This window comes from Caballeronia grimmiae, assembly GCF_022879615.1.
Taxonomy (GTDB): Bacteria; Pseudomonadota; Gammaproteobacteria; order Burkholderiales; family Burkholderiaceae; genus Caballeronia; species Caballeronia grimmiae.
This window is the reverse complement of record NZ_CP084275.1, coordinates 211034-233979: the sequence shown is the minus strand read 5'-3', so window position 1 is coordinate 233979 and position 22946 is coordinate 211034. Positions and strand designations below refer to the sequence as shown.

15 protein-coding genes are annotated in these 22946 nt (G+C 55.4%); 7 read left to right on the top strand and 8 right to left on the bottom strand.

The genetic code is table 11. The features are described 5' to 3' along the window. Positions 1-1481 precede the first annotated feature (1481 nt). The 5 genes from LDZ21_RS27340 to LDZ21_RS27320 form a co-directional block, all read right to left on the bottom strand. On the bottom strand, positions 1482-4136 hold the full coding sequence (locus LDZ21_RS27340; RefSeq protein WP_244797333.1) for a bifunctional diguanylate cyclase/phosphodiesterase: 2655 nt from the start codon (positions 4134-4136) through the stop codon (positions 1482-1484). 103 nt (positions 4137-4239) lie between these two features. Continuing rightward, complete coding sequence (locus LDZ21_RS27335; RefSeq protein ID WP_244797332.1) at positions 4240-6822, bottom strand: EAL domain-containing protein; 2583 nt, start codon at positions 6820-6822, stop codon at positions 4240-4242. A gap of 157 nt (positions 6823-6979) precedes the next feature. After that, positions 6980-7459 carry a hypothetical protein gene (locus LDZ21_RS27330; RefSeq protein ID WP_244797331.1) on the bottom strand — a complete coding sequence of 160 codons (480 nt, stop codon included), beginning with the start codon at positions 7457-7459 and terminating at the stop codon, positions 6980-6982. Between the two features lie 983 nt (positions 7460-8442). Next, complete coding sequence (locus tag LDZ21_RS27325; protein WP_244797330.1) at positions 8443-9594, bottom strand: ParB/RepB/Spo0J family partition protein; 1152 nt, start codon at positions 9592-9594, stop codon at positions 8443-8445. Beyond that, a complete protein-coding gene (locus LDZ21_RS27320) occupies positions 9591-10709 on the bottom strand; it encodes a ParA family protein (RefSeq protein ID WP_244797329.1) in 1119 nt (372 codons plus the stop codon). Before LDZ21_RS27320 ends, LDZ21_RS27325 begins: the two co-directional genes overlap by 4 nt. A gap of 538 nt (positions 10710-11247) precedes the next feature. On the opposite strand from LDZ21_RS27320, the gene LDZ21_RS27315 reads away from it, so the two are divergent. Then, a complete protein-coding gene (locus tag LDZ21_RS27315; RefSeq protein ID WP_244797328.1) occupies positions 11248-11625 on the top strand; it encodes a hypothetical protein in 378 nt (125 codons plus the stop codon). A 265-nt stretch (positions 11626-11890) separates the two neighbouring features. Here LDZ21_RS27315 and LDZ21_RS27310 read toward each other — a convergent pair whose 3' ends face one another. Beyond that, complete coding sequence (locus LDZ21_RS27310; RefSeq protein WP_244797701.1) at positions 11891-13594, bottom strand: site-specific integrase; 1704 nt, start codon at positions 13592-13594, stop codon at positions 11891-11893. A 657-nt stretch (positions 13595-14251) separates the two neighbouring features. Here LDZ21_RS27310 and LDZ21_RS27305 point away from each other — a divergent pair. Continuing rightward, positions 14252-15244 carry a GlxA family transcriptional regulator gene (locus tag LDZ21_RS27305; protein WP_244797327.1) on the top strand — a complete coding sequence of 331 codons (993 nt, stop codon included), beginning with the start codon at positions 14252-14254 and terminating at the stop codon, positions 15242-15244. 33 nt (positions 15245-15277) lie between these two features. Here LDZ21_RS27305 and LDZ21_RS27300 read toward each other — a convergent pair whose 3' ends face one another. Together LDZ21_RS27300 and LDZ21_RS27295 are read right to left on the bottom strand one after the other, a co-directional pair. Continuing rightward, entirely contained in the window at positions 15278-15661 is a 384-nt protein-coding gene (locus LDZ21_RS27300; protein ID WP_244797326.1) for a VOC family protein, read from the bottom strand. Positions 15662-15745: 84 nt separating this feature from the next. After that, positions 15746-16852 carry an S-(hydroxymethyl)glutathione dehydrogenase/class III alcohol dehydrogenase gene (locus LDZ21_RS27295; protein ID WP_244797325.1) on the bottom strand — a complete coding sequence of 369 codons (1107 nt, stop codon included), beginning with the start codon at positions 16850-16852 and terminating at the stop codon, positions 15746-15748. Between the two features lie 867 nt (positions 16853-17719). On the opposite strand from LDZ21_RS27295, the gene LDZ21_RS27290 reads away from it, so the two are divergent. The 5 genes from LDZ21_RS27290 (at position 17720) to LDZ21_RS27270 (ending at position 22090) form a co-directional block, all read left to right on the top strand. Further along, complete coding sequence (locus tag LDZ21_RS27290; protein ID WP_244797324.1) at positions 17720-19207, top strand: APC family permease; 1488 nt, start codon at positions 17720-17722, stop codon at positions 19205-19207. 63 nt (positions 19208-19270) lie between these two features. Further along, complete coding sequence (locus LDZ21_RS27285) at positions 19271-19780, top strand: flavin reductase family protein (protein WP_244797323.1); 510 nt, start codon at positions 19271-19273, stop codon at positions 19778-19780. Beyond that, positions 19744-20403 (top strand): hypothetical protein, encoded by a 660-nt coding sequence (locus LDZ21_RS27280; RefSeq protein ID WP_244797322.1) that lies wholly within the window; start codon positions 19744-19746, stop codon positions 20401-20403. The genes LDZ21_RS27285 and LDZ21_RS27280 overlap by 37 nt, the downstream gene beginning before the upstream one ends. A gap of 19 nt (positions 20404-20422) precedes the next feature. Beyond that, positions 20423-21646 (top strand): acyl-CoA dehydrogenase family protein, encoded by a 1224-nt coding sequence (locus LDZ21_RS27275; protein WP_244797687.1) that lies wholly within the window; start codon positions 20423-20425, stop codon positions 21644-21646. A gap of 42 nt (positions 21647-21688) precedes the next feature. Beyond that, entirely contained in the window at positions 21689-22090 is a 402-nt protein-coding gene (locus tag LDZ21_RS27270; protein ID WP_244797686.1) for a Cif family virulence factor, read from the top strand. Positions 22091-22946: the final 856 nt, after the last annotated feature.

Here is a 22946-nt window from a genome sequence, read left to right as displayed (position 1 = left end):
CTAAGGCTGAACGCGAGGGGGCGGTTGGAAGGTTCGGCTTTTTCAAAGTACAACAACTTGTTGTGTATATTTTTGAAAAAACATTGAAGTAAACATTACGCACCGAAATTGTTACGCAAAATCAAATAGATAGGACCATCCTCGGTGCCATGCCCAGGTGGTGATGTGCCGAAGTTAGTCGTGAACGTGCCATGATTAGTGATCTAGGGTGCCGTGTGTAGAGATCTGTGCCGCGCTTAGTAAGCCGTGGTGCCACGTTTAGGTAGATGTGCCAACGTTAGAGTTGGCCGCAACTAAACATGGCACATTTACTTCGGAGCCTTATCTGGTAAGGCTTTGTTGGGACCGCAGTGTTGTGGACAAGTAGCGACATGCATACTAAGCGCGGCACATTTGGCACTATAGAAGGCACCGATACCTGTCCCAGACTCCGCTGATTCGCTGAAAACCGGCGATTTCACCGTGGCAGCGGGCTTCTCCAGGTCGTACAGACACTAAGCATGGCACTTTCCCCCTGTTGGGCCGCCGCGACTAATCACGGCACATTTGGTCGCTGTGTGGGGCGTGTCAGCCCGTGGTCGTGCAATGCCCCCCCACTAAAGACGGCACATTTCGCGACTCACTGGGGTGTTGGCTGTCGTCGGGAGGGCCGCTAGTCCCGAAAACCGACTAGCCGTGGCACAATTCGCGCGATCCTAGTCGCCGCTAGATTCCGGTAACACGGACAAACAATACAAACGGATTTAGTTTTTTCACCGTGAAAACGAGAATGACCGACCGCGCAAGAGATATGCGTTCTACCCGTTGTTTCACGGTGAAAACTTAATGACAGATAGCCAGACTCTGCTTGCAAACGCAACTAGGCGGTGGGCTGAGGCAATCTAAACGTGGCACATTTCCGCCTTTCAGTCCTGTCGACTTCCCCTTGAAGCCTTGGCGTCAACAGGACCACGGCTACTAACCATGGCACATTTCGGCCTGCACAGCGTTCCTTCAAACGCTGCCGGGCGCCCCCGCGGGATGTTTTTTGTCGTTTTCCCGTCTGCGCGCGGCCCTTGGAGCAAATCGTACAGAACGTACTAACGATGGCACATTTCGTCTAATCCCAATAGAAACAAGGGCTTGCTTCGGGTGTGTGAGAGCCTCGGTGCGGGCCCGAAACGGTCCGCCTACTAAACGTGGCACATTTGCCGGCTCGGCATTCACGCGCTTCGAGTTCGGAGCACCAAACGTGGCACATTTGCTGGTGCGAGACAGCGAGGCGGCCAGCCTGCCACTCTAACCGTGGCACATTTGAGTTCTTGTTTTGGGTGTCTGCCGAGGTCGGCCTGACTAACCATGGCACAATTCGCAGGCGCGGCCTTGCAAACAGGGGGAACGCCCGTCATCGAAGCTTTTCTGTCGGCCCAATCTGGTCAGGACGTACTAAAGATGGCACATCTGCTTACGCCATCGTCGCGAAGAGGAAATGCGTCAATCAATCAGTTTTTGCTACTGAGCTCGATGAGTTCGCCTGAGGTCATCGGACGACCGAAGTAGAAGCCTTGCAGATACTCGCAGCCGTAGAGAACAAGCTTGTCTGCCTGCTCTTGCGTTTCAACCCCTTCCGCGATGAGTTTCAGGTCCAGACTCTTTGCCATCGCGATGATGGCGCGGGTGAGATTCTGCGTCTGCTCATCATGCTCGAGATCTCGTACAAACGCGCGATCGATCTTGATTGTGTTTAACGGAAATTTCGTAAGGTAGCTGAGCGACGAGTAACCGGTGCCGAAATCGTCGAGCGAGAGGCCAACGCCAATTTCTCGGAGTGCGCTAATAGTCTCAAGCGCGGTTTCGTCGTCTGAAATTAGGACTCGCTCGGTGATCTCGAGTTCAAGCAGATGAGCGGGCAGTTTCGATGTCTCGAGGGCGGCGAACACGGAATCGACGAAAGTTGGATCATCGAACTGCTTGGCGCTTACGTTCACGCTCACAGTGATAGGGCTGGTTAACTCCCGCGACCACTTTGCGGCATTCATGCATGCCTCTTGCAGAACCCAGTCTCCGATTTGTGCGATCGACCCGTTCTCTTCCGCGACCGGGATGAACTTGTCCGGCGGGACGTGGCCGAGATCTTGCGAATGCCACCTTGCAAGCGCTTCGGCTTTGACGATTTCATGCGTGACAGGATCGATGATCGGTTGATAGAGGACGCTGATCTCATTACGTGCGAGTGCGGATCGAATCCGCGCGTCGATGCGGAGCATGTCGTGCACCCGCGCGTTCATGTCGTGATCGAAAAAACAAAACGCGCTCCGACCAGCTGATTTCGCTTCATACATCGCAGTATCAGCGTGCTGGAGAAGTATGTCCGGTTCGGTGCCGTCACCAGGGAAGACCGAGACCCCTACCGACGCGCCTACGGAGATAGACCGGGCGGCCACCTCAAAGGGTGCTGCAAATGCTTCGACGATGCTTTCGGCGACAATCCGGCACTCCATCGGGTCAGTGAAGTCGGACATCAGGAGCACGAATTCGTCACCGCCAAATCTAGCAACCGTGTGTCCAGGACGCAACAGGCCAGAGAGCCTCTGTGCCGCGGCGATCAGCAGTTGGTCGCCGAATGGATGCCCGAGGGTGTCGTTTACACGCTTGAAATGGTCGAGATCGATAAACATGACCGCGCACCTCGTCCCGTCTCGCTTTGAACGGTGGAGGGCATTCGAAAGACGGTCAATGTACAGCCTGCGGTTCGGAAGTCCTGTTATTTCATCAAAGGTGGCCTGCTTAACAAGTCGGGCCTCGTATTGTCGACGGGTCGTTACGTCTCGCATCTGGCACAGGACGTGGGATTGGCCGGAAATGTCCACCGCGCTGAAGGTGTACTCAATCGGAAGCACGGAGTCGTGTGTTGCTGTTTCTATTTCTAGCGACAACGGGGCACCGTGGGAATTCAACACGCGGTTGTTAACTTCCGTGACCATCTGCTTCGTCGTGTGGGCAAGCAGATCAACGACGTTTTTGCCAATCAGCGAACGTGTGTCCCCCGCACCAAACAGCAGGCCGAATTTCCTGTTCGCTACTACGATTTGTCCGTCTCGGTCGCGTACATATACAGCGTCGGTTAGCTCCTGAAGCACGCGATCAAACCGTTGCTCACTTTCTTCGACAGCGGCCGTGCGTCGAGAAAGTTGCCTGAGTTGACGGTGGATGATGACGAGGAGTAAGACCACAACGGCGAGTGACAGATAGGCAATAAGGATAAACCGGACTGCATCTGCCTGCCAGCGAGCTCGTATCTCTTGCTCGTTCATGCCGGTGATAATCGCAAGGGGGTAGCCGGCGACCCGCTCGTAGGCCATCAAGCGCTTCACGCCGTCAATGGAGCTGGTCGCGGTCACGAAGCCGGACACGTGTGTGGAGATTTCTCTGTGTACGGCGTCGCCACCGTAGCTTTTGAGATTCTTCATCGAGCCGGGGTCGGGGAAGCGAGCAATGAGCTTGCCCTCAAGAGACATGACGGAGACGAACACGCCCGTCTTGCGGATCGCTTCTTTTCCGACGAACGCAACGTTCGATACGGTCAGGGGTGTTATAACGGCGCCAATCAATTGTCCGGAGCCGTCAAGGACGCGCTTGGTTGCATACACCCCGATAGAACCATCCACGTCGGAGCGAACTGGTCCCAACAAAATGATTCGATCGGTGTGAGCGGTACGAGCAGCACCGATCGCGATTTTGCCGATGGTGAATGACCACGGGACCGGGTCGGGTCCGGTATGGAGGACCGGCGCCCCGGCAGTGTCGACGACGACTAAAGAGGACACAGGGGTGCCGATCTGAGTACTCTGAACGGCGGCCAGGGTCTGGGCAGCGTCTGGGCCGGACTGCGGTGCGCGAAGACCAGGACGCGCCGAGATTCCCGCGGCCGACAACACGTCGGAGACCGAGTCCATGTAGTCCTTCAACTGCGAGGCAGCGGCCGACGACAAAACCTTCAGGTCGCGCTGAACTTCATCTTGTGTGTCCGCGCGTGCGTCATAGATCTCGTAGATGACAAAGCTGAAGACCAGCGCAGCAATCGCCGCTCCCACGTACACGAGAGGCAGGAAGACCCCTCGCGTGTTCTTCGATCCTTTACCGCCCCAGCGAACCATAGCCGTATTCACTCCACTGGCCTTCAGAACTGGTCGTGCGGTGAAGGCCGAATCCGAAAACAAGAAAATTAATTATACGTGTTATGTATAAAAACACGCAATTTCAGGGGAGTCCAACGGGCTGTGTGTCGGCAAGTGCGTTTGCTGTAAGCGCGCGGCCAAACAGCGGACCGGTCGCGTGGTTGACACCCATATTCGACAGCATCGAAGCTGTCTCGTCACTTTCGACTCCGGTGGCTATCACACATATTTCGCCTGCGGCCGCGGCGGCAGTGAGAGCCGTCATGAATGCAAACGCGTCGTCCTGTTCAACTGCCGCATTGATGATGGAATGGTCCACGATGACGCCATCGAGGCCAAGCGATAACAGTTCGGTCAGAGATGCGAGCCCGACCCCGAAATCACCGAGGTAGGTGGTGAAGCCTGCCTTCTGAAGTTGGCGAATGGTTGCTCGAGCGTGGTCAAGTTTCTTCTTTGGGAACAATTCTGAGACGAAGATACCGACGCGAGCGGTCGGTGAAGCGCTCCAATTCATTGACGAAAACATATGGACGAGCTCGCCCGAGAGAAAACAGTCTTGCTGTACCGGGATGAGCAGTTGTGGCACACCTCGCCCCGAAGCGATCGTCGCGATGTCTTGCTGTACCGCCGTGAGGACGCTCGTATCGGCCAATCGGCAGAGGTTGGCCTCTTCGATGATTGAGAGGAATCGGTCCAGGGGCGCGTTGCGCTCCGCCATCCGAATGTGCGGAGAAACGAGTGCGCCGATCACGTTGCCCGTCTCGAGCTCAATAAGCGGATCGTACAATGCGTAGACATGGCCGTTCTTGATTGCTTCACTGACCGTATCTGCCTGGCTCTGGAACCGAACGAGTTGACGGCGGACCGCGTCGTTGGCAAATCTATACGGCCTCACGTCGGTAGAAGACGCGGCGGCATTCGCAGAAGCCAGTAAAGTATCGTCAGTGGTTCCGTCAAACGGGAAAAGTGCAATGCCAACTCGACTAGCAACTTGCACTTTGCTATTGCCCAAGTGTAGTGGCGCTTCATAGGCAGCGATAATTCTCTGAGCAACGCGCGCCATATCCACAGGTTCGACGATGTTTCGCAACAGGATAAAGAAGCGTCCCAATCCGTCGGATGCCAACGAATCTGAGTCGCGAGTGATTGTTAGCAGGCGGTCGGCGGCGAGAGACTGAACGCTTTCCGAGAGCGGCAAACCGGCGGCGAGATCGACATGCACCGCGAGGACCGCATGACATGCATCGGTATCCTTTGCCGAATTAAACAATTCTGCGAGGCGACCGCTGAAGGTGACGACGTTAGACAGGTGGGTGACAGGATCAACCGTCGCGGCGTCGATCAGGCGGGCCTCATGAACCTTCTGTTCGGTTGCGTCGTGGATGGTCACTACGACACCGTCCTTTTGGACGCGTCCTGTGAGGAACGCCTTGATCTCAGAATCGACCATTCTGCCGGTATCAGCCAAGAGACGGCCATCCCAATGCATTCCAGCGGGACAAACAGTTGTCTGTTTCGAGACCAAGGCTGCAAACATATCGCGTGCCACTGGAGGCAAAAGCGATTGAAGCTGCTTCCCGCTTAGTCCAAGCCCGGTCGTGTCACCTAGCAGGGAGAGAGCGCGATGGTTTGCGAATCGAATCCGGCCGTTGAGGTCGGTGGAGATCACCCCATCCCCCAACTTCGAAAGAATCTCGATAAACGTGGCTTCGCCCTTCTCTGCCCGGTTGGCGAGATCAATCAGACGGTCTACCTGACGAAGGACAAAGAACACAAGAATCCAGATCAATATCAGACCGGCCGCAGTCAACCCGGCGATGTAGAACGCCGTCCTGATCCAGCGGGCATCGACAACAGAATCATCGATAGAGACATGTAGTAGTAGCGGGGCTCCGCCCACTTGCCGGACGATCTTTTGCACTGGAGCATTGGCGAATATAGCGGTGGCAGGCTCGTCCGAAACGCCTCGCCCCCATGCATCGACAGCCTCCTGACCGAAGGCTAGCAGGTCGATCCCGTCGGTTGAAGAAGCAATCAAAGGCCGACCGGCAGCCGTGATAAGAGCAACCTTGACACCTTTGTCGTTGATGACCGCGCTCACCGTCTTTTCAAAAGGCGAAAAGTCAATCCAGCTCGTTGCTATCCAGCGAGATCGTCCTGAGCGATTCAGGAGGGCCTGTGAGGCGGAGACATGTCCTGGAGAAGCTGGCGTTGGCCCTTCAAACACCAAACCCTCCGACACGAGTGACGCCAGTGCCGGGGCATATGGCGGCGAGTCCAAGGGCTTTTCGGACGCGTCAAAGAGGAAGTTGCTGGCAGCATCGTAGAGGAAGAGATTGTCTACTGACGACTGTAGGGCGATCGCGCGCACTCGTTGCACAGTCTCATCCTGTGCTTGATGAGCGTCTTCGCTGCGCAGAAGGGTGCGCCCTACTTCGTTAATCACGACGCGCTGGCTTCGTACGATATCCGCAGCCTGTCGTGAAAGGGTTGCCGAATAGACAGAAATGTCGGATCGAGCTTCGCGGTATGCGTCGTTCCGCCGATCGCAAACCTCGTAGCCTGCGATGGATGTCAGGATAAGACTAGACATTAACCCAACGGCAATGATCATCCGCTTGGGCTTCTTCCCACGCACCTTTTTACGTACTTTGCCGTCTTCCACTTCCCGTTTCCCAGCCAGAGTCTTCCCAGCCTTCAAAATTTCGCGATTGGTTGGATTTCTCCACACGTAATTATACGAAGCGGTCCTGCGACGCAATTGCGGGAATAGAGGGCAAAAAAACACCCCACGACGAAAGTCGATGGGGTGTTTTAGGGGGTTAAATGAAGTCGAAGCCGGGAACACCTTCGGACTGGTCGGCCTGCTCGGGTTGACGCTGCCCGTTCTCCTGAGGAGGAGTCGGTACCTGCTCAGGTGCTGCCTGTTCCTGACCCGCGCGGGTGCCGGTCTTCTCGACGAGCGCGATGCTGATGTACGGGCGACCGTCTTTTTGCTTGCGCCAGCCAGATATGCGCATCTCGCGGCCAAGCCCGAAGCTGCCAGCGTAGTCGGGTGAATCGGCGTCCTTCTTCTTCTCCTCCTTGAACATCGTGGCAGGAATGCCGCCGACGGAAAGTGAGTAGTAGTCTTTGCCGTTGTTCTTCGTCCACACCGCGACATCGAGAGTGAGGACATTCTTCTTGTTCTCGTCGAGCGGGATCTTCAGGAAGCCCGTGAGAATCGGGTCGTTGGGCTTGCTCTTATCGTGATTCGGAAAAAGAGCACCTTCTCCCGACTTGATTACGATTGCGACCGACATGGTTGAATCTCCAGAAAGGTTGGTGAGTGCCGAGACAAACTTGCGGGTTGCCTTGGTGTCCGGATATGGAACACAGCAGAGTGTATTCAGGCACAGCGCGGTTATATACCAATACATAACACGTAGCAATATGGTGTCAGTATCTATATATCGAGTCTGCCCGACCATCTGGAGTTTTCACATTCTTGCAGATACGCAAATCGGCGCCAGCATACCGACCGTGGTGACAAGGTAAAGAAGGTTTTTCACCGTGAAAACTTGATTTCAACGGAGGTGGTGCCCTCTACTTTTGCTAGCGAACGAGATCGTGGCGATATTTTCACGGTGAAAACACTCCTCTGTCGTCCCGCATCTTTTCAATTTTCGCGGTGAAAACGGAACATCCGTCTCCATGCGGTGTTAGTCTGCGCTGCGTGCGACGAACCCGATCGTACGCCGGGCGCAGGACATTGCGTTTTCACGGTGAAAATGCTCGCGAGCACCTTTTCTGGACAGGCGGCTTTTCACCGTGAAAACGTTCGCTCACGACAGACAATGGCGTCGGCGAGCGATCTGGGCGGCCGTGGCAGATCGGGCAATGAGCAATCAGCAATGGGTAATGAGCAATGCGCAATGCGCAATGCTCATTGCGTTGTGCTCATTGGTCGTCGCATCCCATATCAGCGCATTCGCGACGAATGCGCCGAAGGAAGCTGCTATGGTTCGCGGCGGCGACTGGGCAATAACATCTCGCGTGGCGGGTTTGATCTTGCGAGCGAGCTCGTACCGCGTTTGACCTACGTGTGTGTGAGCGATCTGTCGGCCGTGCGCTCGCGGTCGCTGCCGAACGCGTTTTCACGGTGAAAACTTCGGCGCAACGTGCGCGCCGTCTCGTCGGCCGTTGCGGAAGTGCTGGATTTCATTTTTCACGGTGAAAACTCTGGAGCATGTCACCGCCGAAAAAAAACCCGCCTCGGGCGGGTTTTCACGGTGAAAAGTGAGAGCTACTCGGATGTGGGCGTCAGGTCGACCAAGTCGGCGCCAGTAAGCATCTTCTCGATGGCCTTCAGAAGCGTCTCCGGGTTCACATCCTTAGGGCATTGAAGGATTAGCTTTCGTCCGTCCACCTTGACCTCGGCAACCGACTTGCCGCCGATATGCAGACTGCGAGGCGCGAGCACGACGCTCGGATTCTTCATCCGCCGCACCTCCGTCTTGAGCCAATTGAGCGCGCTCTCTTGCGACAGCTTGGTCTTCTCGATCTTCGACACCGCCTCGATAACCTGAGGCCGGTAACCCTGCTCGGCAAACGATACCAAATCGGCAACGACCTTCGTACCGACCAAGAGAGGATTGACCGTGAGCATCTCAACGACTTCGGACGGGAGCTTGAAGTAAGCGAGGCAACGGCTGACGGTGGCCATGCTTCGTCCGACGCGTCGCGCGAGTTCGCGCTGGTTTTCGACTACCTTGTCGTCGAGCAGCCTCTTGTAACTGCGCCCTCGCTCAAAGTCAGCCAGATCCTCGCGAGCGTCGTTATCCGTTGTGGCCATGATCGCGGCGTCTGCATCACTGAGCTCGCGCACGAATGCGGCGATCGTGGGAAGGCGCAACAATTTATGGGCGAGCAGCCGGCGCTCACCGGCGATCAATTCATATCGCCCGTCAGATTTAAGGCGAACGATGACTGGATTGTTTAAGCCGGAGTCGGAGATCGTATCTGCGAGAGAGGCGAGGGCCTCCTCATCGAAGATGATCCGTGGCTGATATGGGGACGGATCAATCATCTCCAGCGCCAGCAGTACCGCCGCATTTAAGGCCTTGGGAGCCACGTCAGGTGTGGTCGCACGGCCTACTCCCTTCGCTTGGGGCCGAGCGGGGGACACGGAGGTAGCGTGGGGCGCCGCGCTCTGCGGAGCGTCGGAACGTTCCAGCGCCGAGCCGTTCACGGCAGGGGAGGGCATCGTGGGCGCGGGCGTCGCAGCACCGGCAGCGCCATCGACCGCGATACCCTTTTCCCGAAGGATCTCGGACATTGAGCGATCAATGTTCGTGGGCGGGAGTTCGGCTACTCTGACGCCCTGGATATGCTTAGGCTGATCTTCGCCGTTGCTGCCTGGCTGCGGATCATAACCTAGCCTTCGAGACTGCTTCATTTCGTGCCCTCCGTAAACGCGCGAATTCTCGCGACAAACTCATCAAACACGTCGCGCATTGCACCGAGAGAATTGTCGGTTCCTGGGCGCCACATAGACAAAGGAATTCCTTCATCGAGACTCTTGGAATAGTCCTCGGAATAGAACAGCCGGCTCTCAGTCACTTTGCCCGGGAACAATGCGACGAGCTGCGACAGATTGCGCTCGATTCGGGGACGGTTTTTTACGTACATTGTCGGGATAGCGACAATTTCAGGCGCTCGCTTGAAGTCTTTTGCGAACTCGTTCAGCTTGTAGGCCAGACGAGAAAGGGCGCGATACGAAAATTTGTCCATGCGGATGGGACAAATCAGAAAGTCCGCTGCGACCATCGAATTGCGCGAGAGCAGAGAGCCGGCCGGCGCATTATCGATGATGATCACGTCATACCCCGAAAGGTCGCAGTGGGGGATCTCCCCTGCGCGAGCCTGTTCAAAGAACAATGAGTAGCGGAAGTCCGAACCGTTGGCGCTGCGTAGCGCAGCGTCCATGTCATCCAGCGAGTCCTCGGCCGGAATCAGGTGGGGGCCAAGCTCCCCGAACGGCTTCTTGATCACTTCGTCCAACGTCATCGGTTGATAAAAGTTGCCGATGCGCATCAGGTTGCCAATGTGTCCGGAGATACCACGATCCGCCGGCACGCCCAATTCGATCAGTTCCTCGGCCGTCAAGTCGGGATCGTATCCGAGCATGGTCGACGCGTCGGCTTGCTGGTCGTTATCGATCACCAGCACCTTCAGACCCATGTATGCGAACTGGATCGCGAAGTCGCACGTGGTGGTTGTTTTGCCAGTGCCGCCTTTCGGAACGAAGTTGGCGACGGTGATAGGCCGGGAGAACGCCTTGGTGCTTTTATTATCGCGACGAATGCGTGCGATCTGGAAGATATCTGCAAGGGAGTAGCTGCGGACCTCGACTGAGCCGCGTGAGACCCGGGAGATCTTCAGTTGGTTGTCGCGTTCAATGATCTTGAGGGTCTGCGGGCTAATCCGCAACGCGTCTGCCGCGAACTGGGGAGGAAAAGACAGACTGGCAAAATCTGTATACGCATCTACTTCGAGTTCAGTGACCGTCATGGGCAACCCTATAAGCACGAACCGGGTGAAAAATCAATTCCGGCAGATTCTAGGCGCTAGACGGTAGAGGAGCAAGGGAAAACGGGGATCGCTATATAGTTTTCGCCATAAAAGCGACGTTTTACCGTATAGCCATCAGCTTTAGAGGACGCGGAGTTCGTATCCTGTCCCGTAGGGTATTCTGGGCGTCGCGTTGGGCAAGGGCATAAACACCTACGGTTTCGCTGCTTGCGTCCTTCATTTTTTTTACTAAGGTGAGTAGAAATCGTCCCAAAATGGGGAGTTTTTAATGGACATCTTTGCGGACTCGCAGGCGGGCTCAATCAAGGCCCCGCCGGGAACAGGGGCTGCGCAAATAGTGCGGAGATTGCGGAACGGATTCGGAGCTGCCCTAGTCGGCGCGCTGATCACGAACCTGATTCTCAGGCATATAGACATTCCGCAGGAATTTTGGGCCGAAGTGCGGATCGCCTACTGGTGCATACTGGGGATCTGTTTCGCCGTAGGCTTCCTCCTCCTGTATCAGAGGGGAAATTAAATGGGCTTGCTCGGCGACAAGCAGGTCGAGTTCATCGAAGGCATCATCTTTCATGCGGATTTCGTCGACACGGTATCGCTGATTGTCGCCGTTGCCTTCGTTATCATCGCCCGGAGAAGGCGACGGCGTTTTAGGGCTGCAACCGACACTGGGTTCTGGTCCATGACTACCGGGACAGATTTCGTCACGGGTGGGGGACTGTTTCCGCTTCTCGCCCTGGCGGCGTCCTTTTTCTCAGAGCGGCTGCTAACAAATCTTGTCCATCACGACCATATCGTTTTGCCGTTGGCCGGGATATCTTCTTTTTTTGCCATTGTGCACATGGCGCTGCACGAGACGGGGCCAGTCAAAACGGGAGCTGCCGAACAAGTTGGTTAGGTCCGACGACGGCGCATTCGTGAACGAAAATTACGTCGTCGCAGTTCTTCCAGTGGCATTTCGTGAAACATCGCGCGTACGCTGTCGATTCCTTGAAACATGTTGATGCACGGGCGTCTAAGCCGGATTTGCACAGAATGTTTCACGGTGACATTTGTTTTTCCGCGTAGAAAAATGGCTCAACTGCGAGGCAAGTAGGCCCGCGTGACAACTCTTCGAATCGGCGTAACAAACGATACGTAATATGTAGCGACTTCCAAAACAATTACTTGCGTGCGGTAAAAGCATCTGCCATTTGACGCGCTCGCTTGACCTCGTCACTGTGAAGGTAAATCGAAGTCGTCGATACCGACGCATGGCGGAGGTTGTCACGTACGGCTGTCAATTCCGCTCCGCGACTTAATGCGTGTGTGGCGTGCGTATGCCTCATCCAGTGCGGGCTGGCTCGACGCAGTTTGTCAGCGAGTGGCGCGCGATCCGCCTCGATCGCTTGGGCGGCGAGCAGGAAGAACCGGCGCATGACCATCCACAGTCGAACGCTACTGATCGCTGAGCCAGTGTCTGCTTCCAGGCTCCCGATGATCGGTGTTTCCGGGTGCCAGCGAACGGGCACGACTGGAAGACCTCGTTCGGACAAGTAGCGAGCCAGAGCATCCCATGCTAGCGGGGGCACGACGACCCTTGCCAGCTTATTTCCTTTGCCCCTTACACGGAGCCAATGATCGCCACGTGCGTCCGTTTCCATTTGGCCGAGCGTCGAACCAACCAATTCGCTCGCGCGCAATCCAGTCGAATAGCCGAAGTCGAGCAGGAAGCGCAGACGCTGCGCGGCGGGTGCCGTCCAGCCGTTCGACCATTCGAGCCCATCGGCGATGGTTCGAACGAGCGCCCATTCTCCTTCCGTGAGGGCGCGTGAAGCATCAAGCGTCACTGCGCCGCCACCTCGTGCTTTCACCCCGGAAAACGGATTGGCGAGGACATAGCGCTGCTCGACGAGCCAGCGAAACAGCGCGCCCACGATCGACAGTGCATGCGAGACCGAGCGGGCGGAGAGATTACCGTTGAACGGTCGCCAGTCAGGGGAGCTGCGTGGACGGACCGGACCGATCCAGCGCTCACGCGGCGTCGGGTGCCGTAGAAACGTGCGGTAAGCGATCGCGTCCTCGGTCGTGAGAGACGAAAGCGCGCGGCCACGTTCGACAATCGACCACAGGATAAGTCGCTCGGCTTCCTTCCTGTAGGTCCGCTGTGTTGACGGCGACTCGTGCAAGGCGAGCCAGGTCTGGACTGCTGCGTAGTCGTTCGACGCGTCGAGCGTGCAGGTTGCGCGTGGCGCCCGGAACTTGCCTTCGGAGCCGTCAACCTCATGCGGCAGCCTGATGGCTTCCCACGGCACTATGTCGTTGTGCTGGCTCGCTGCGATAAGTGCACGAGCTCTGTCCGTCAAAGCGGGCCAGGCAGCAAAGAACGCCTCTATTGAATGTGCGCTCGCTGCGCCCAACCCAGACACTGCCTTCCACCATTGACGACGGCGCGGGATTCGGACAGTCAGGTCGGCGAGTGTCTCGATCCCGTGAGCGCGAAGTACCCGCACGACTCGAGGCGCGAACCATCGCGCAACATCGTCGGCGATTCCGGGTTCGGGCGGGCGCGCTGTTCGGAGCGCCTCAATCGCCAGCGCGACGGCTTTAGCATGTTGGTCGCGAGTATGCGCCGGATGAACAAGCAGTTCGACAAGGTCGTCGCGTTGCGCAGCCTCAGCGATGGCCACGAGTCTTCGCCTTATCTGGCCCAGCACACCACGGGCCGATCTCCCTTCACCGAGCGCTAATGGTAGATAGCGAAGCACAGCCTCCCGCGTGGACAGGCCGGCATACCAGGCGCGCAGCGCGGCAAGCTCGTCGGCACCGGGAAAATCTCCGGGCACTTCATCGCTGGATTGCAGCGGCAGGGTGTGACGCGTTTTCATCATCATGAGTTTAGCGCAAAAATGGAGCCATTAAGATAAGAAGAGTTATCCTAATAGCTGCGTTTTGTGTTGCGAAAGCGTCGAACATGATCCTCGCGGGTGCAGGCTTACCGCAGGCAAGGAACGTTTGATCTTATGGAGTGCGACTTCTGATCGCAAGTACAATGGCGATGCTCCATTCAAGCGGCTTCTCCACCAGTGCCAGCTACAAGCGCTGAGGATGAAATGGTCGCATGAATAGGGGCGCGCGCAAGTCTTCGAATCCAGGAAGAAAGATGTACACGGCCAACCAGTGACGTCACCATTTCCATAACGTCGAGTAGCAATTCTGTACCTCAGTGAGAAAGCTGCAAGGGTGCAACCAGCCCCACCCATGCGGCTCTGGCAGTGGTGTTTGGCCACATTGATGCCACACGCCACGCCAACTCTTGCTGTCACGGATAGTCACACTGACGTATGGATCACGCGGCTAAAGCTGCGGATGAATCTTGCAGTAAGAGCGAGTCACGGTCGCTTGCGCCCGACGGAGAACTCCGACAGCCGTTTGGTCGGCTAGGCCTCTTTGCGCCGAGAGACTAAAATCGAGTTGCGTTCTGGGGCCACGCTTCAGCGCGGGGCTAACCCCACGCGGCCTGCGGAAGAAAACGGGAACGGCACATGAACATCACAGTCGACGTCATCATTTATCCAGGGTTTAAGGCGCTGGAAGCAGTAGGCGCACTCAGCGTCTTCAAATATGCCAATGCTCATTTGAAACAGCGCGGTCGCCCGGGCGGGTACGACGTCAAATTGACCTCGATGTCCGTCGGACCGGTCTTGTCGGAAACTGAGATTCCGCTGTTTGCGGAAAAGAAGCTCTCATCTCTCAACGTCCCTCATACTGCAATTATAGTCGGAGCTTGGAACATTGAAGGCGCCGTGAACAACGCGTCCGATATCGTCGAATGGTTCAGAGCGTGTACGTCGCAGTTGCAACGGACCATCGCCCTGTGCTCGGGCGCCTTCTTTCTCGCGCAAGCTGGGATGCTGAACGGAAAACGCGCCACGACACATTGGGCAGTCGCCGATATGCTGCAGTTGAGCTATCCGGCCGTGGAACTGGATTCGGACTGTATCTTCATTCAGCAAGGCAAGGTCTGGACGTCGGCAGGGGTAACAGCGGGGCTCGACTTGGCTCTGGCGGTCGTAGAACAGGACTTTGGTGCGGACATCGCACTAGATGTCGCACGAGACCTGGTCGTGTTCCTGCGACGCGAAGGCGGCCAGTCTCAGTTTAGTGTACATCTTGATTGCAATGCGACTCAGAATGTAAGCATTCGTGACCTGCAGAACTGGATGCTTGGAAATTTGGCTAAGGATCTCGCGATTCCCGAGATGGCCTCTCAAGTTGCAATGAGCGTCCGTAGTTTCAATCGATGCTTTAAGAAGGCAACGGGGACGACTCCAACAGCCTTCCTGTTACATGCTCGAATCGAAGCGGCCAGGCGAATGTTGGAGGCAGGCGACCTACCAGCGAAGACGATAGCCGCAAGTTCGGGATTTAAGACCTACGACGCGATGCGTAAGGCGTTTCAAACGGTGCTTGGCGTGACGCCAATTGCCTATCGTGACCGCTTCGGCGCCACTGCGGGAAGCAGCGCCGAGGGGTAAGGCAGCGAAGGCGTATGCCTACGACATGCTTGTTTATTCCGGCGTGAAGCAGTACACGGCCAGCTTGTTGCCATCGAGATCACGAGCGTATGCAGCGTACGCGTTCGGCGCCCAGCCACGCGGGCCAGCGGCACCTTCGCACTTGCCACCCTGAGCCAAAGCCTGCTCGTGGAACGAGTCAACCGACGCGCGATTGGGTGCTTCGAAGGAAATGGTTACGCCATTGCCTACAGTTGCGGGCTGCCCGTTCGCGGGCTTCAGAACAAAAAACGACGGTGCGCTCTCGCCCCAAATCGAGCCGTTGTTATCGAGGTCGGCAACGCGTTTCAGGCCAATTTCGCCCAGTACGATGTCGTAGAAGGAGCGTGCTTTGTCCAAGTCGTTCGTGCCAACAGTGACGTGAGTGTAGACGGCCATGTTATTCCTTGAAGTCAGTAATACTGGTGAGATGAAACCGCACGAAAAGACGTCGCCACGTCGATTGAGACGCAGCGAGCATCCTTAATAGATGACGACGCTGCGGATGGATTCGCCCTTTTTCATGAGGTCGAAGCCTTCATTAATCTCGTCGAGCTTGAGGTGGTGCGTGATAAGGTCGTCGATGTTAATTTTTCTTTCCATGTACCAGTCGACGATTTTAGGTACATCGGTGCGACCCCGAGCACCACCGAACGCGGAGCCCTTCCATTCGCGACCTGTCACGAGTTGGAACGGGCGGGTGCTGACCTCCTGACCGGCAGCGGCCACACCGATGATGAACGACTGTCCCCATCCCTTGTGCGTGCATTCCAGAGCCTGGCGCATCAGCTCTGTGTTGCCCACGCACTCGAACGAGTAATCGGCGCCGCCGTCGGTAAGCTGGACAATATGGTCCACGACGTTCTTCACCTCCTTTGGGTTGATGAAGTGCGTCATGCCGAACTTCTTTGCGAGTGCGACGCGGCCCGGGTTGATGTCGACGCCAATGATTTTGTCGGCGCCGACCATCTTTGCGCCCTGAATGACATTCAGACCAATGCCACCAAGTCCAAACACGACAACATTCGCTCCGGCCTCTACCTTCGCCGAGAACAAGACCGCGCCGATGCCAGTCGTTACGCCGCAGCCGATATAACAAATCTTGTCGAACGGCGCATCTTCTCGCACTTTGGCAAGCGCGATTTCCGGTACGACGATGTAGTTCGAAAACGTTGACGTCCCCATGTAATGGAAGAGGGGCTTTCCGTCGATGGAAAAGCGCGACGTTGCATCTGGCATCAATCCCTTGCCTTGCGTGGTGCGAATCGCTTGGCAGAGATTGGTCTTGCGCGAGAGACAAAACTTGCACTGACGGCATTCGGGCGTGTATAGAGGAATGACGTGGTCGTCCTTTCTGAGAGTACCAACGCCCGGCCCGACATCGACAACCACGCCAGCACCTTCGTGACCAAGAATCGCGGGGAAGATACCCTCTGGGTCGGCACCCGAGAGAGTGTAGTAGTCGGTGTGGCAGATGCCGGTGGCTTTCACCTCAACGAGCACCTCACCAGCGCGAGGGCCTTCGAGCTCAACTTCTTCAATCGTCAGCGGAGCGCCTGCTTTCCACGCGACAGCGGCTTTCGTTCTCATTGTCAGATCCCATGCAAATGTGTTTGGACATGATGTCTGACCGAGCGACTTGAACCGGTTCAAAAACACGAAATCTGGCCTAAACTCAGTGCAGGTTGGCCAAACAGTCCAATGCCCGCCGTTGGTTGCCCCGGGCCTGTCAGCCATCGGAACAAGCAAACGGGCGCTGCGAGGCCGTCGCTACTGGTCGTTTCAAAAAAGTCTTCGCGACCCGCTTGGTAGGTACGGACTCACAAAGCGATGAGTTAATGCGCCGGCCAGTGGTATCGTCGCCGTCCTCGCGGTGACCTTCCTGTGGGGCGACCAGCATGTGCCTCGGCTCGAAAAGTTCACGTTCTTGAGCAAGGCGGCAGTTTGAGCGTTGTTATGTGCGCAAAACGCTTACTACATTAGCGCAGGCGCCGGCGGGCCCCCGAATGGTTCGATAAAGCTGATAGCGTTCCACAACGCACGCGCTCGTTCGGCTGTTACGCTTGTCCCAGAGTGCTTAAACACGGCCTCCGACCCTGCGAAGTCACGAAAACACGAAGCTTCCCTGGCGTTAGAGAGGGCGCGATATCTCGTCCATGAGCATGTCGGACGGCTGCATTTCGTCATGTTGCGTGAGCTTCAGCACGTGGCTTTGCGCCCGCGTACGCTACTCCCTCTTCTACCTCACCCACAGAGACATAGCCCGCGTCGCGCCGGCACTCATCACTGAAGCCCTAGGGAAAGTCCCACCAAATATTTGTTTTTGTCTCAAGGTGAACCTGCGCTAAGCTGCGCATTAATGAACGTTCATTTGAAGTGAAATCGCTAGGTAGCGGAACACGTCGAACGCTATCCCCTCAATCGTAAGGAAGTGGTGATCTTTTCGAAGGATTGAACATGAGTGACATCCGATCCTCCAGTGCGGAGCTAGGTGAAGCAAATACTATCAATTTCGATAGTTCAGACGGGGAGGCGCATCGTCTGAAAGGGAGAATCGGGTTATTCGAACTCCTATGTACAGTTCTCGCATACTGCGCGCCGGTTGCAGTTGTGTCCGGATATGTGCCATTCGTTATTGTATTCGACGGCATTGGCGCTCCCGCCGTTTACGCCTTGTGCGCAGTACTTCTGCTGCTTTTCACAGTCGGCTTCACGACAATGACGCGATACGTCGCAAAGCCCGGTGCCTTTTACGCTTATGTCACCGCTGGCCTCGGTAAATCGATTGGCTTGGGCGCAGCGTTCCTTGCGATCATCGGTTACTTTCTCGCTAGCTTCTCGGCCCTTCCATTTTTTGGAATTAACCTAAAAATGTTGGTCGCGGATACGCTCGGAGGACCCAACATTTCATGGTATTGGTACGCACTACTTAGCTGGGGGCTGTGCGCGGTGCTTTCGTATCTTCGAATTGATCTTTCCGCAAAAGTTTTGACCGTTGCAATGTCGCTTGAAGTAATCGTCGTACTTCTCTTTGACGGTGCAGTGTTCGCGCATGGCGGTAGCGCGGGAGTTCCTTTTGAACCCTGGACGTTCCATGCTGCCTCTTCCGGGGCAATCGGTGTATCGATGCTGTTTGCGGTCGCTTGTTTTCTCGGTTTCGAGGCGACCGCTGTCTTCCGCGACGAGGTGAAAGACGCAAAAAGGACGGTGCCTTTAGCATCTTATATCGCTGTAATTCTTATTGGCGTCTTCTATGCGATGTCTGCGTGGGCCCTTGTCGCTGCTTTCGGAGTAGATCATGTAGTGGATATTGCGAACAAGGACCCGGCGGGCATGTTTGCGACTGCGATGACTCGTTATGTAAGCAAAGCCGCATCGGATGCTGCACGTTTGTTGGTCGTCACTTCGATTTTTGCTGCTGCCTTGTCCGGTCAAAATATCATTGCTCGGTATCTTTTTAACTTGGGCGCGGATAAGGTTTTGCCCGCCGTACTCGGTAAGGTGCATAACAAGCATCAGTCGCCATTCGTGGCGGCGATCGTTGTAAGTGCGGTCTGGCTGGTTATGCTTATCGGAATTGCTGCTTCGGGTGCAGATCCGGCCGTAACATACGGCTGCGTGGCGGGCGTCGGCGCCTTTGCCATCATGATTTTGATGACTCTAACAAGTGTTGCTGTCGTGATCTTCTTCAGGCGCTCGTCGCATGTACAAGATTCTACCTTGTGGCATACGTTGATTGCTCCTGCTATCGCATCGGTTGGCCTCGCTGCCATCCTTGTTCTCGCGGTAAAGAATTTTTCTCTCCTTATTGGCGGCTCGGATACTCTATCAGAGGTGATGCAAGCGCTTGTTTGGATTACGTTTGTATCAGGCGTTTTGCTTGCACGGCTTTATAAAACGACGAAGCCGAATGTGTATGCACGGATTGGCGGTCAGCAGATTTAGTTTTAAACGCTAAATGGTCAACGAAGTTCAATTGACTTCAAAGTTCAAGAAAAAGGTGATGTGATGACGGACGACCAATTATTGGCAGCAAGCCTAAAGATCGCCATGAGAAAGATGCCTTCGGCGGTATCCCTGATTACCGCTTTAGACGTCGAACAAGGTCGGCCGGTGGGGATGGCTGTTTCGGCGGTCATCCCAGTTGCAATGGATCCACCGTCAATGTTGATCTCGATCAATCATTCAACCAGCCTACATCCTGTGTTAACGCGTCACCGGCGTTTTTGCGTAAACATGCTCACTGATACGCATTCCGACTTAGTGCGACTATTCTCCGACCCTTCACGGCGCGCAGAGCGCTTTTCGGGGAAGGACTGGTCTACTCAGGATGAACTTCCCTTTTTAAGGGATGCCTTGAGCAACATATTCTGTGACGTGGAGGGCAGTACCACGTTTGGCACGCACGAGTTGTTTATCGGGCGCGTTACAGACGTGAAGACAAAGCCGGATAGTCAACCTTTGGGTTGGCTCGAGGGCGAATGCGCGAGGCTGTTGCCGTTGGCAACATTCGCCTGATTTTCAAGACATTTGCCGTGGCACCTCCGAGGTGCGGTGGAAAAAACGGGTATTTAACGAGAGTGCCACGCGAAGGGGAAAGTGTGAATAAGCCAGATTATGCGGTCATAAATGCTGAACTTGAGAGATTGTTCGCTCTAGACGGTGCGACTAAATTCGACGCTGCAGTGCGTTCATCAGCGGCTGGGGAAATTTTCGGCCAGGCAATGTTTCGCGGTCTATACACGTTCGCAAAAAACCGGGAGGAGCGGAGACTGTGGGATGCACTCGCAAAAATCGAAACGGTCACGCTGGAGCAGGTGAGTGCTTATATGAAAAAATATGGCGTGCCACCGCCCGACCGGGAGATATTTGCGCGCGAAGGATACAGAGTTGCAGCCTTGTTCGAAGGGACTTCGGTGGACACTTATTTCGAATGGTTAGAGCCCGAGGTAAAAAAGGCCGTTAAAGGGTTCGCATCTATGCTCGACATGAGTTCCAATCCGAACGATCGGGCACTGGCTGGCCTACTCGTTAAGCACGAAGATGTAATCGCAAAATGCTGTGAATCAATTCGTCGCAATGGAAGCATCAACGATGCTTGCATTGCGCTCGAAGTTGATTTCACGACCATCGAACACTGACCTTCCTAGTGAGGAAAATATGACAGTCCAGAATGAGGTGCCTTACCTGAAATATCAATATCCGACAGACGGTTTTGTCGGAGTTGACACCGACATCTTGTCCAAGGCGACTGCGTTGGTTCCGCTTCTCCGTAAAAATTCGGAGCAGGCAGATCGAGATGGCGTGATCCCGGACGAAAACATCGCAGCCTTGTCCGAGGCTGGGCTGTGGGGTCTTACACGACCAAGTGCCCGGGGCGGTTACCAAACTAATGTCCGGACGACCGTCGAGGTGATTAGGGAGATCGCATCGGGATGTGGATCGACGGCATGGGCGATGATGATATCCACCGTCGAACAATTTGTAGTCTGCTTTCTGAACGGCAATGCACAAGATGATATTTATTCGGTAAGCACGAACCCTCGCTTCTGTGGCACGTTTGCCCCTACTTCAAAAACTCGCCGTGTTGACGGTGGAATTATTGTATCCGGGCGATGGGGTTGGTCTTCCAATAGCGAGCACGCTGATTGGGCTTTCATGGGAATTCCGATCCCGGACGAAAACGGTGGAATCGCAGGCTACGGTCAGGCTTTACTTCCTATGAGCAAGTGTAGAATCGAGCGTACCTGGGATGCAGCGGGCTTGCGTGCCTCTTCGAGCCATCATGTAAGCGCAGAAGAGGTGTTTGTTCCAAACTACATGGTGTTGGACATCATGGCTGCCGCTCAAGGTAACAGGACATCTGCTTATGAAGGTTCGCTTTATCAGTCGGCCTTCACTGCTTCGCTGAACCTGATGACTGCGTCCCCGATGCCAGGCCTTGCGCAACATGCGCTGGACTCTGCTATCAAAAATGTCGGCGAAAAGCCCGTCACGTACACCACCTACACAAAGGGCAAAGACGCGCCGACAATCCAGATTGGCATCGCTCGGGCCAGTTCAAAGATCGATACGGCGCTCATGCATATGCGCGCAGCAGCTGACGGCATTGATAGTGCTGTAACGAGCGGGAAGGAATTGAGTGTCGAAGACTTCGCACGAGTACGTATGGCTACCGGCGTCATGGGTGAGGAGAGCCGAGATGCCGTGGATTTTGTTCTCGATGCATCAGGGGCCGGCGTGTTCTTGCGTTCAAACCAAATCCAACGCGCTTGGAGAGACCTTTCGGTAGCAAGTCGACACGGCTATCTACTTAATACCACCAACGCGCAAATTTATGGTGCGCACCTTCTAGGTGGTACGCAGATCGCGCCGCTTCTTTGAAAGATTGACCCATGGCTTAACTCAACGTAGAGACGAAGAAAAATGTCTGATGAAAATGAAGTTAAAAAGATTATTGAAGAGAAGCATGCTCTCATCGCGGAGGCATTCCGCCGTGAAGATGCATCGATTATCGCAAATCAGGTGTTCAGCGAAGACGGCTGGTGCATCGGTGCCGCTGAAAACAACTTTCACGGTCGAGCTGCGATCGAGAAAGTGTTTAGTTCCTTTGTGACGGCGTACAACTGGACGTCATCGCCAAATGTAACGAAGGTTACAGACGCAATGGCGTGGGATTTGGCAGAAGCATCAATTCGTTCGAAGCACGAAAGCGACAGCCACCACTTCAAGCTTTTATTTGTATGGCAAAAGGTGGGAGAAACCTGGCGCGCGGGAATCCAGATGTATGTCGACGGGAAACTCGGGACACAGAGTCAAGGAAGCTAGGAAAGCGGAGGCTATGGTCGGCAGTTGATCATAGCCTATCTCGTTTTCTTACCACGCTATTGATAATTCTGCTTCGGTTTGCCGTACCGCAAATTGCTGCATCCGATCAAACTGCTTTTTCGACAGCAACTAGAGAGAAGACGATAGAGGCGTGCGGGCGTTGCCGATTGTAGTGACGCTCAATTCAGTCGATGATATCGATTAAGATGGGACGCGCGTTTCGTAGTCCATCGGATCCTTCCGTTCGACCTTTAGAGTCATGGCAAAGCTGTCGATCAACACGTGACCTCAAGCGTTAGCATGAATCGTCATCCGTAAGCGATAGCTAAAGCACACTCGATCGCCAGAGGCATCGGAGAACGGGGTTCAGGCCTGTCTACTTTTTGCCGCAGTTGCCATGCCTAGAAGCGTCCAGTTGGCTGCCCGTTGGTCGAGAGTTCGGCAACAAAGGTCGACAGCCCATTTTCCATAACGCTTTGTTTCGTCGCTGTCTGGCTCCAGGCATAGAATGCGAAACACCTCTGCATATCCGTAGCTGCCACCGACGTCCTCGGGCGGATACATCCGCCCGTCGATCTCGAAGTCATGCAAATGCGAGTCGGTCGACCCCGAGGTGGCTTGCAGGGAATGTGATGCAGCTTGCGCAAGCTGATATTGCCGTCGAGGTGGATCCGTCGCCAGACGGGCGGCTTAATGTCACGGATCCTGCGTGTGAAGGGTGTAGAAGAGTTATGAATAAGGTTCGACGTTGCAAGCCCGGCGAGTTAGCATCAGGCTATAGATCATAGCGCTCGCCTTCGCACCTGCAACGATGTCACTGGAGCAGCCCCACCTATCTGAGAACACGAGGACACTC

Bases quoted from the DNA above. Each gene is read 5' to 3' on its own strand.
- LDZ21_RS27340 (WP_244797333.1), bottom strand. From the start codon at position 4,136: ATGGTTCGCTGGGGCGGTAAAGGATCGAAGAACACGCGAGGGGTCTTC.
- LDZ21_RS27330 (WP_244797331.1), bottom strand. From the start codon at position 7,459: ATGTCGGTCGCAATCGTAATCAAGTCGGGAGAAGGTGCTCTTTTTCCG.
- LDZ21_RS27325 (WP_244797330.1), bottom strand. From the start codon at position 9,594: ATGAAGCAGTCTCGAAGGCTAGGTTATGATCCGCAGCCAGGCAGCAAC.
- LDZ21_RS27320 (WP_244797329.1), bottom strand. From the start codon at position 10,709: ATGACGGTCACTGAACTCGAAGTAGATGCGTATACAGATTTTGCCAGT.
- LDZ21_RS27315 (WP_244797328.1), top strand. From the start codon at position 11,248: ATGGGCTTGCTCGGCGACAAGCAGGTCGAGTTCATCGAAGGCATCATC.
- LDZ21_RS27310 (WP_244797701.1), bottom strand. From the start codon at position 13,594: ATGAAAACGCGTCACACCCTGCCGCTGCAATCCAGCGATGAAGTGCCC.
- LDZ21_RS27305 (WP_244797327.1), top strand. From the start codon at position 14,252: ATGAACATCACAGTCGACGTCATCATTTATCCAGGGTTTAAGGCGCTG.
- LDZ21_RS27300 (WP_244797326.1), bottom strand. From the start codon at position 15,661: ATGGCCGTCTACACTCACGTCACTGTTGGCACGAACGACTTGGACAAA.
- LDZ21_RS27295 (WP_244797325.1), bottom strand. From the start codon at position 16,852: ATGAGAACGAAAGCCGCTGTCGCGTGGAAAGCAGGCGCTCCGCTGACG.
- LDZ21_RS27290 (WP_244797324.1), top strand. From the start codon at position 17,720: ATGAGTGACATCCGATCCTCCAGTGCGGAGCTAGGTGAAGCAAATACT.
- LDZ21_RS27285 (WP_244797323.1), top strand. From the start codon at position 19,271: ATGACGGACGACCAATTATTGGCAGCAAGCCTAAAGATCGCCATGAGA.
- LDZ21_RS27280 (WP_244797322.1), top strand. From the start codon at position 19,744: ATGCGCGAGGCTGTTGCCGTTGGCAACATTCGCCTGATTTTCAAGACA.
- LDZ21_RS27275 (WP_244797687.1), top strand. From the start codon at position 20,423: ATGACAGTCCAGAATGAGGTGCCTTACCTGAAATATCAATATCCGACA.
- LDZ21_RS27270 (WP_244797686.1), top strand. From the start codon at position 21,689: ATGTCTGATGAAAATGAAGTTAAAAAGATTATTGAAGAGAAGCATGCT.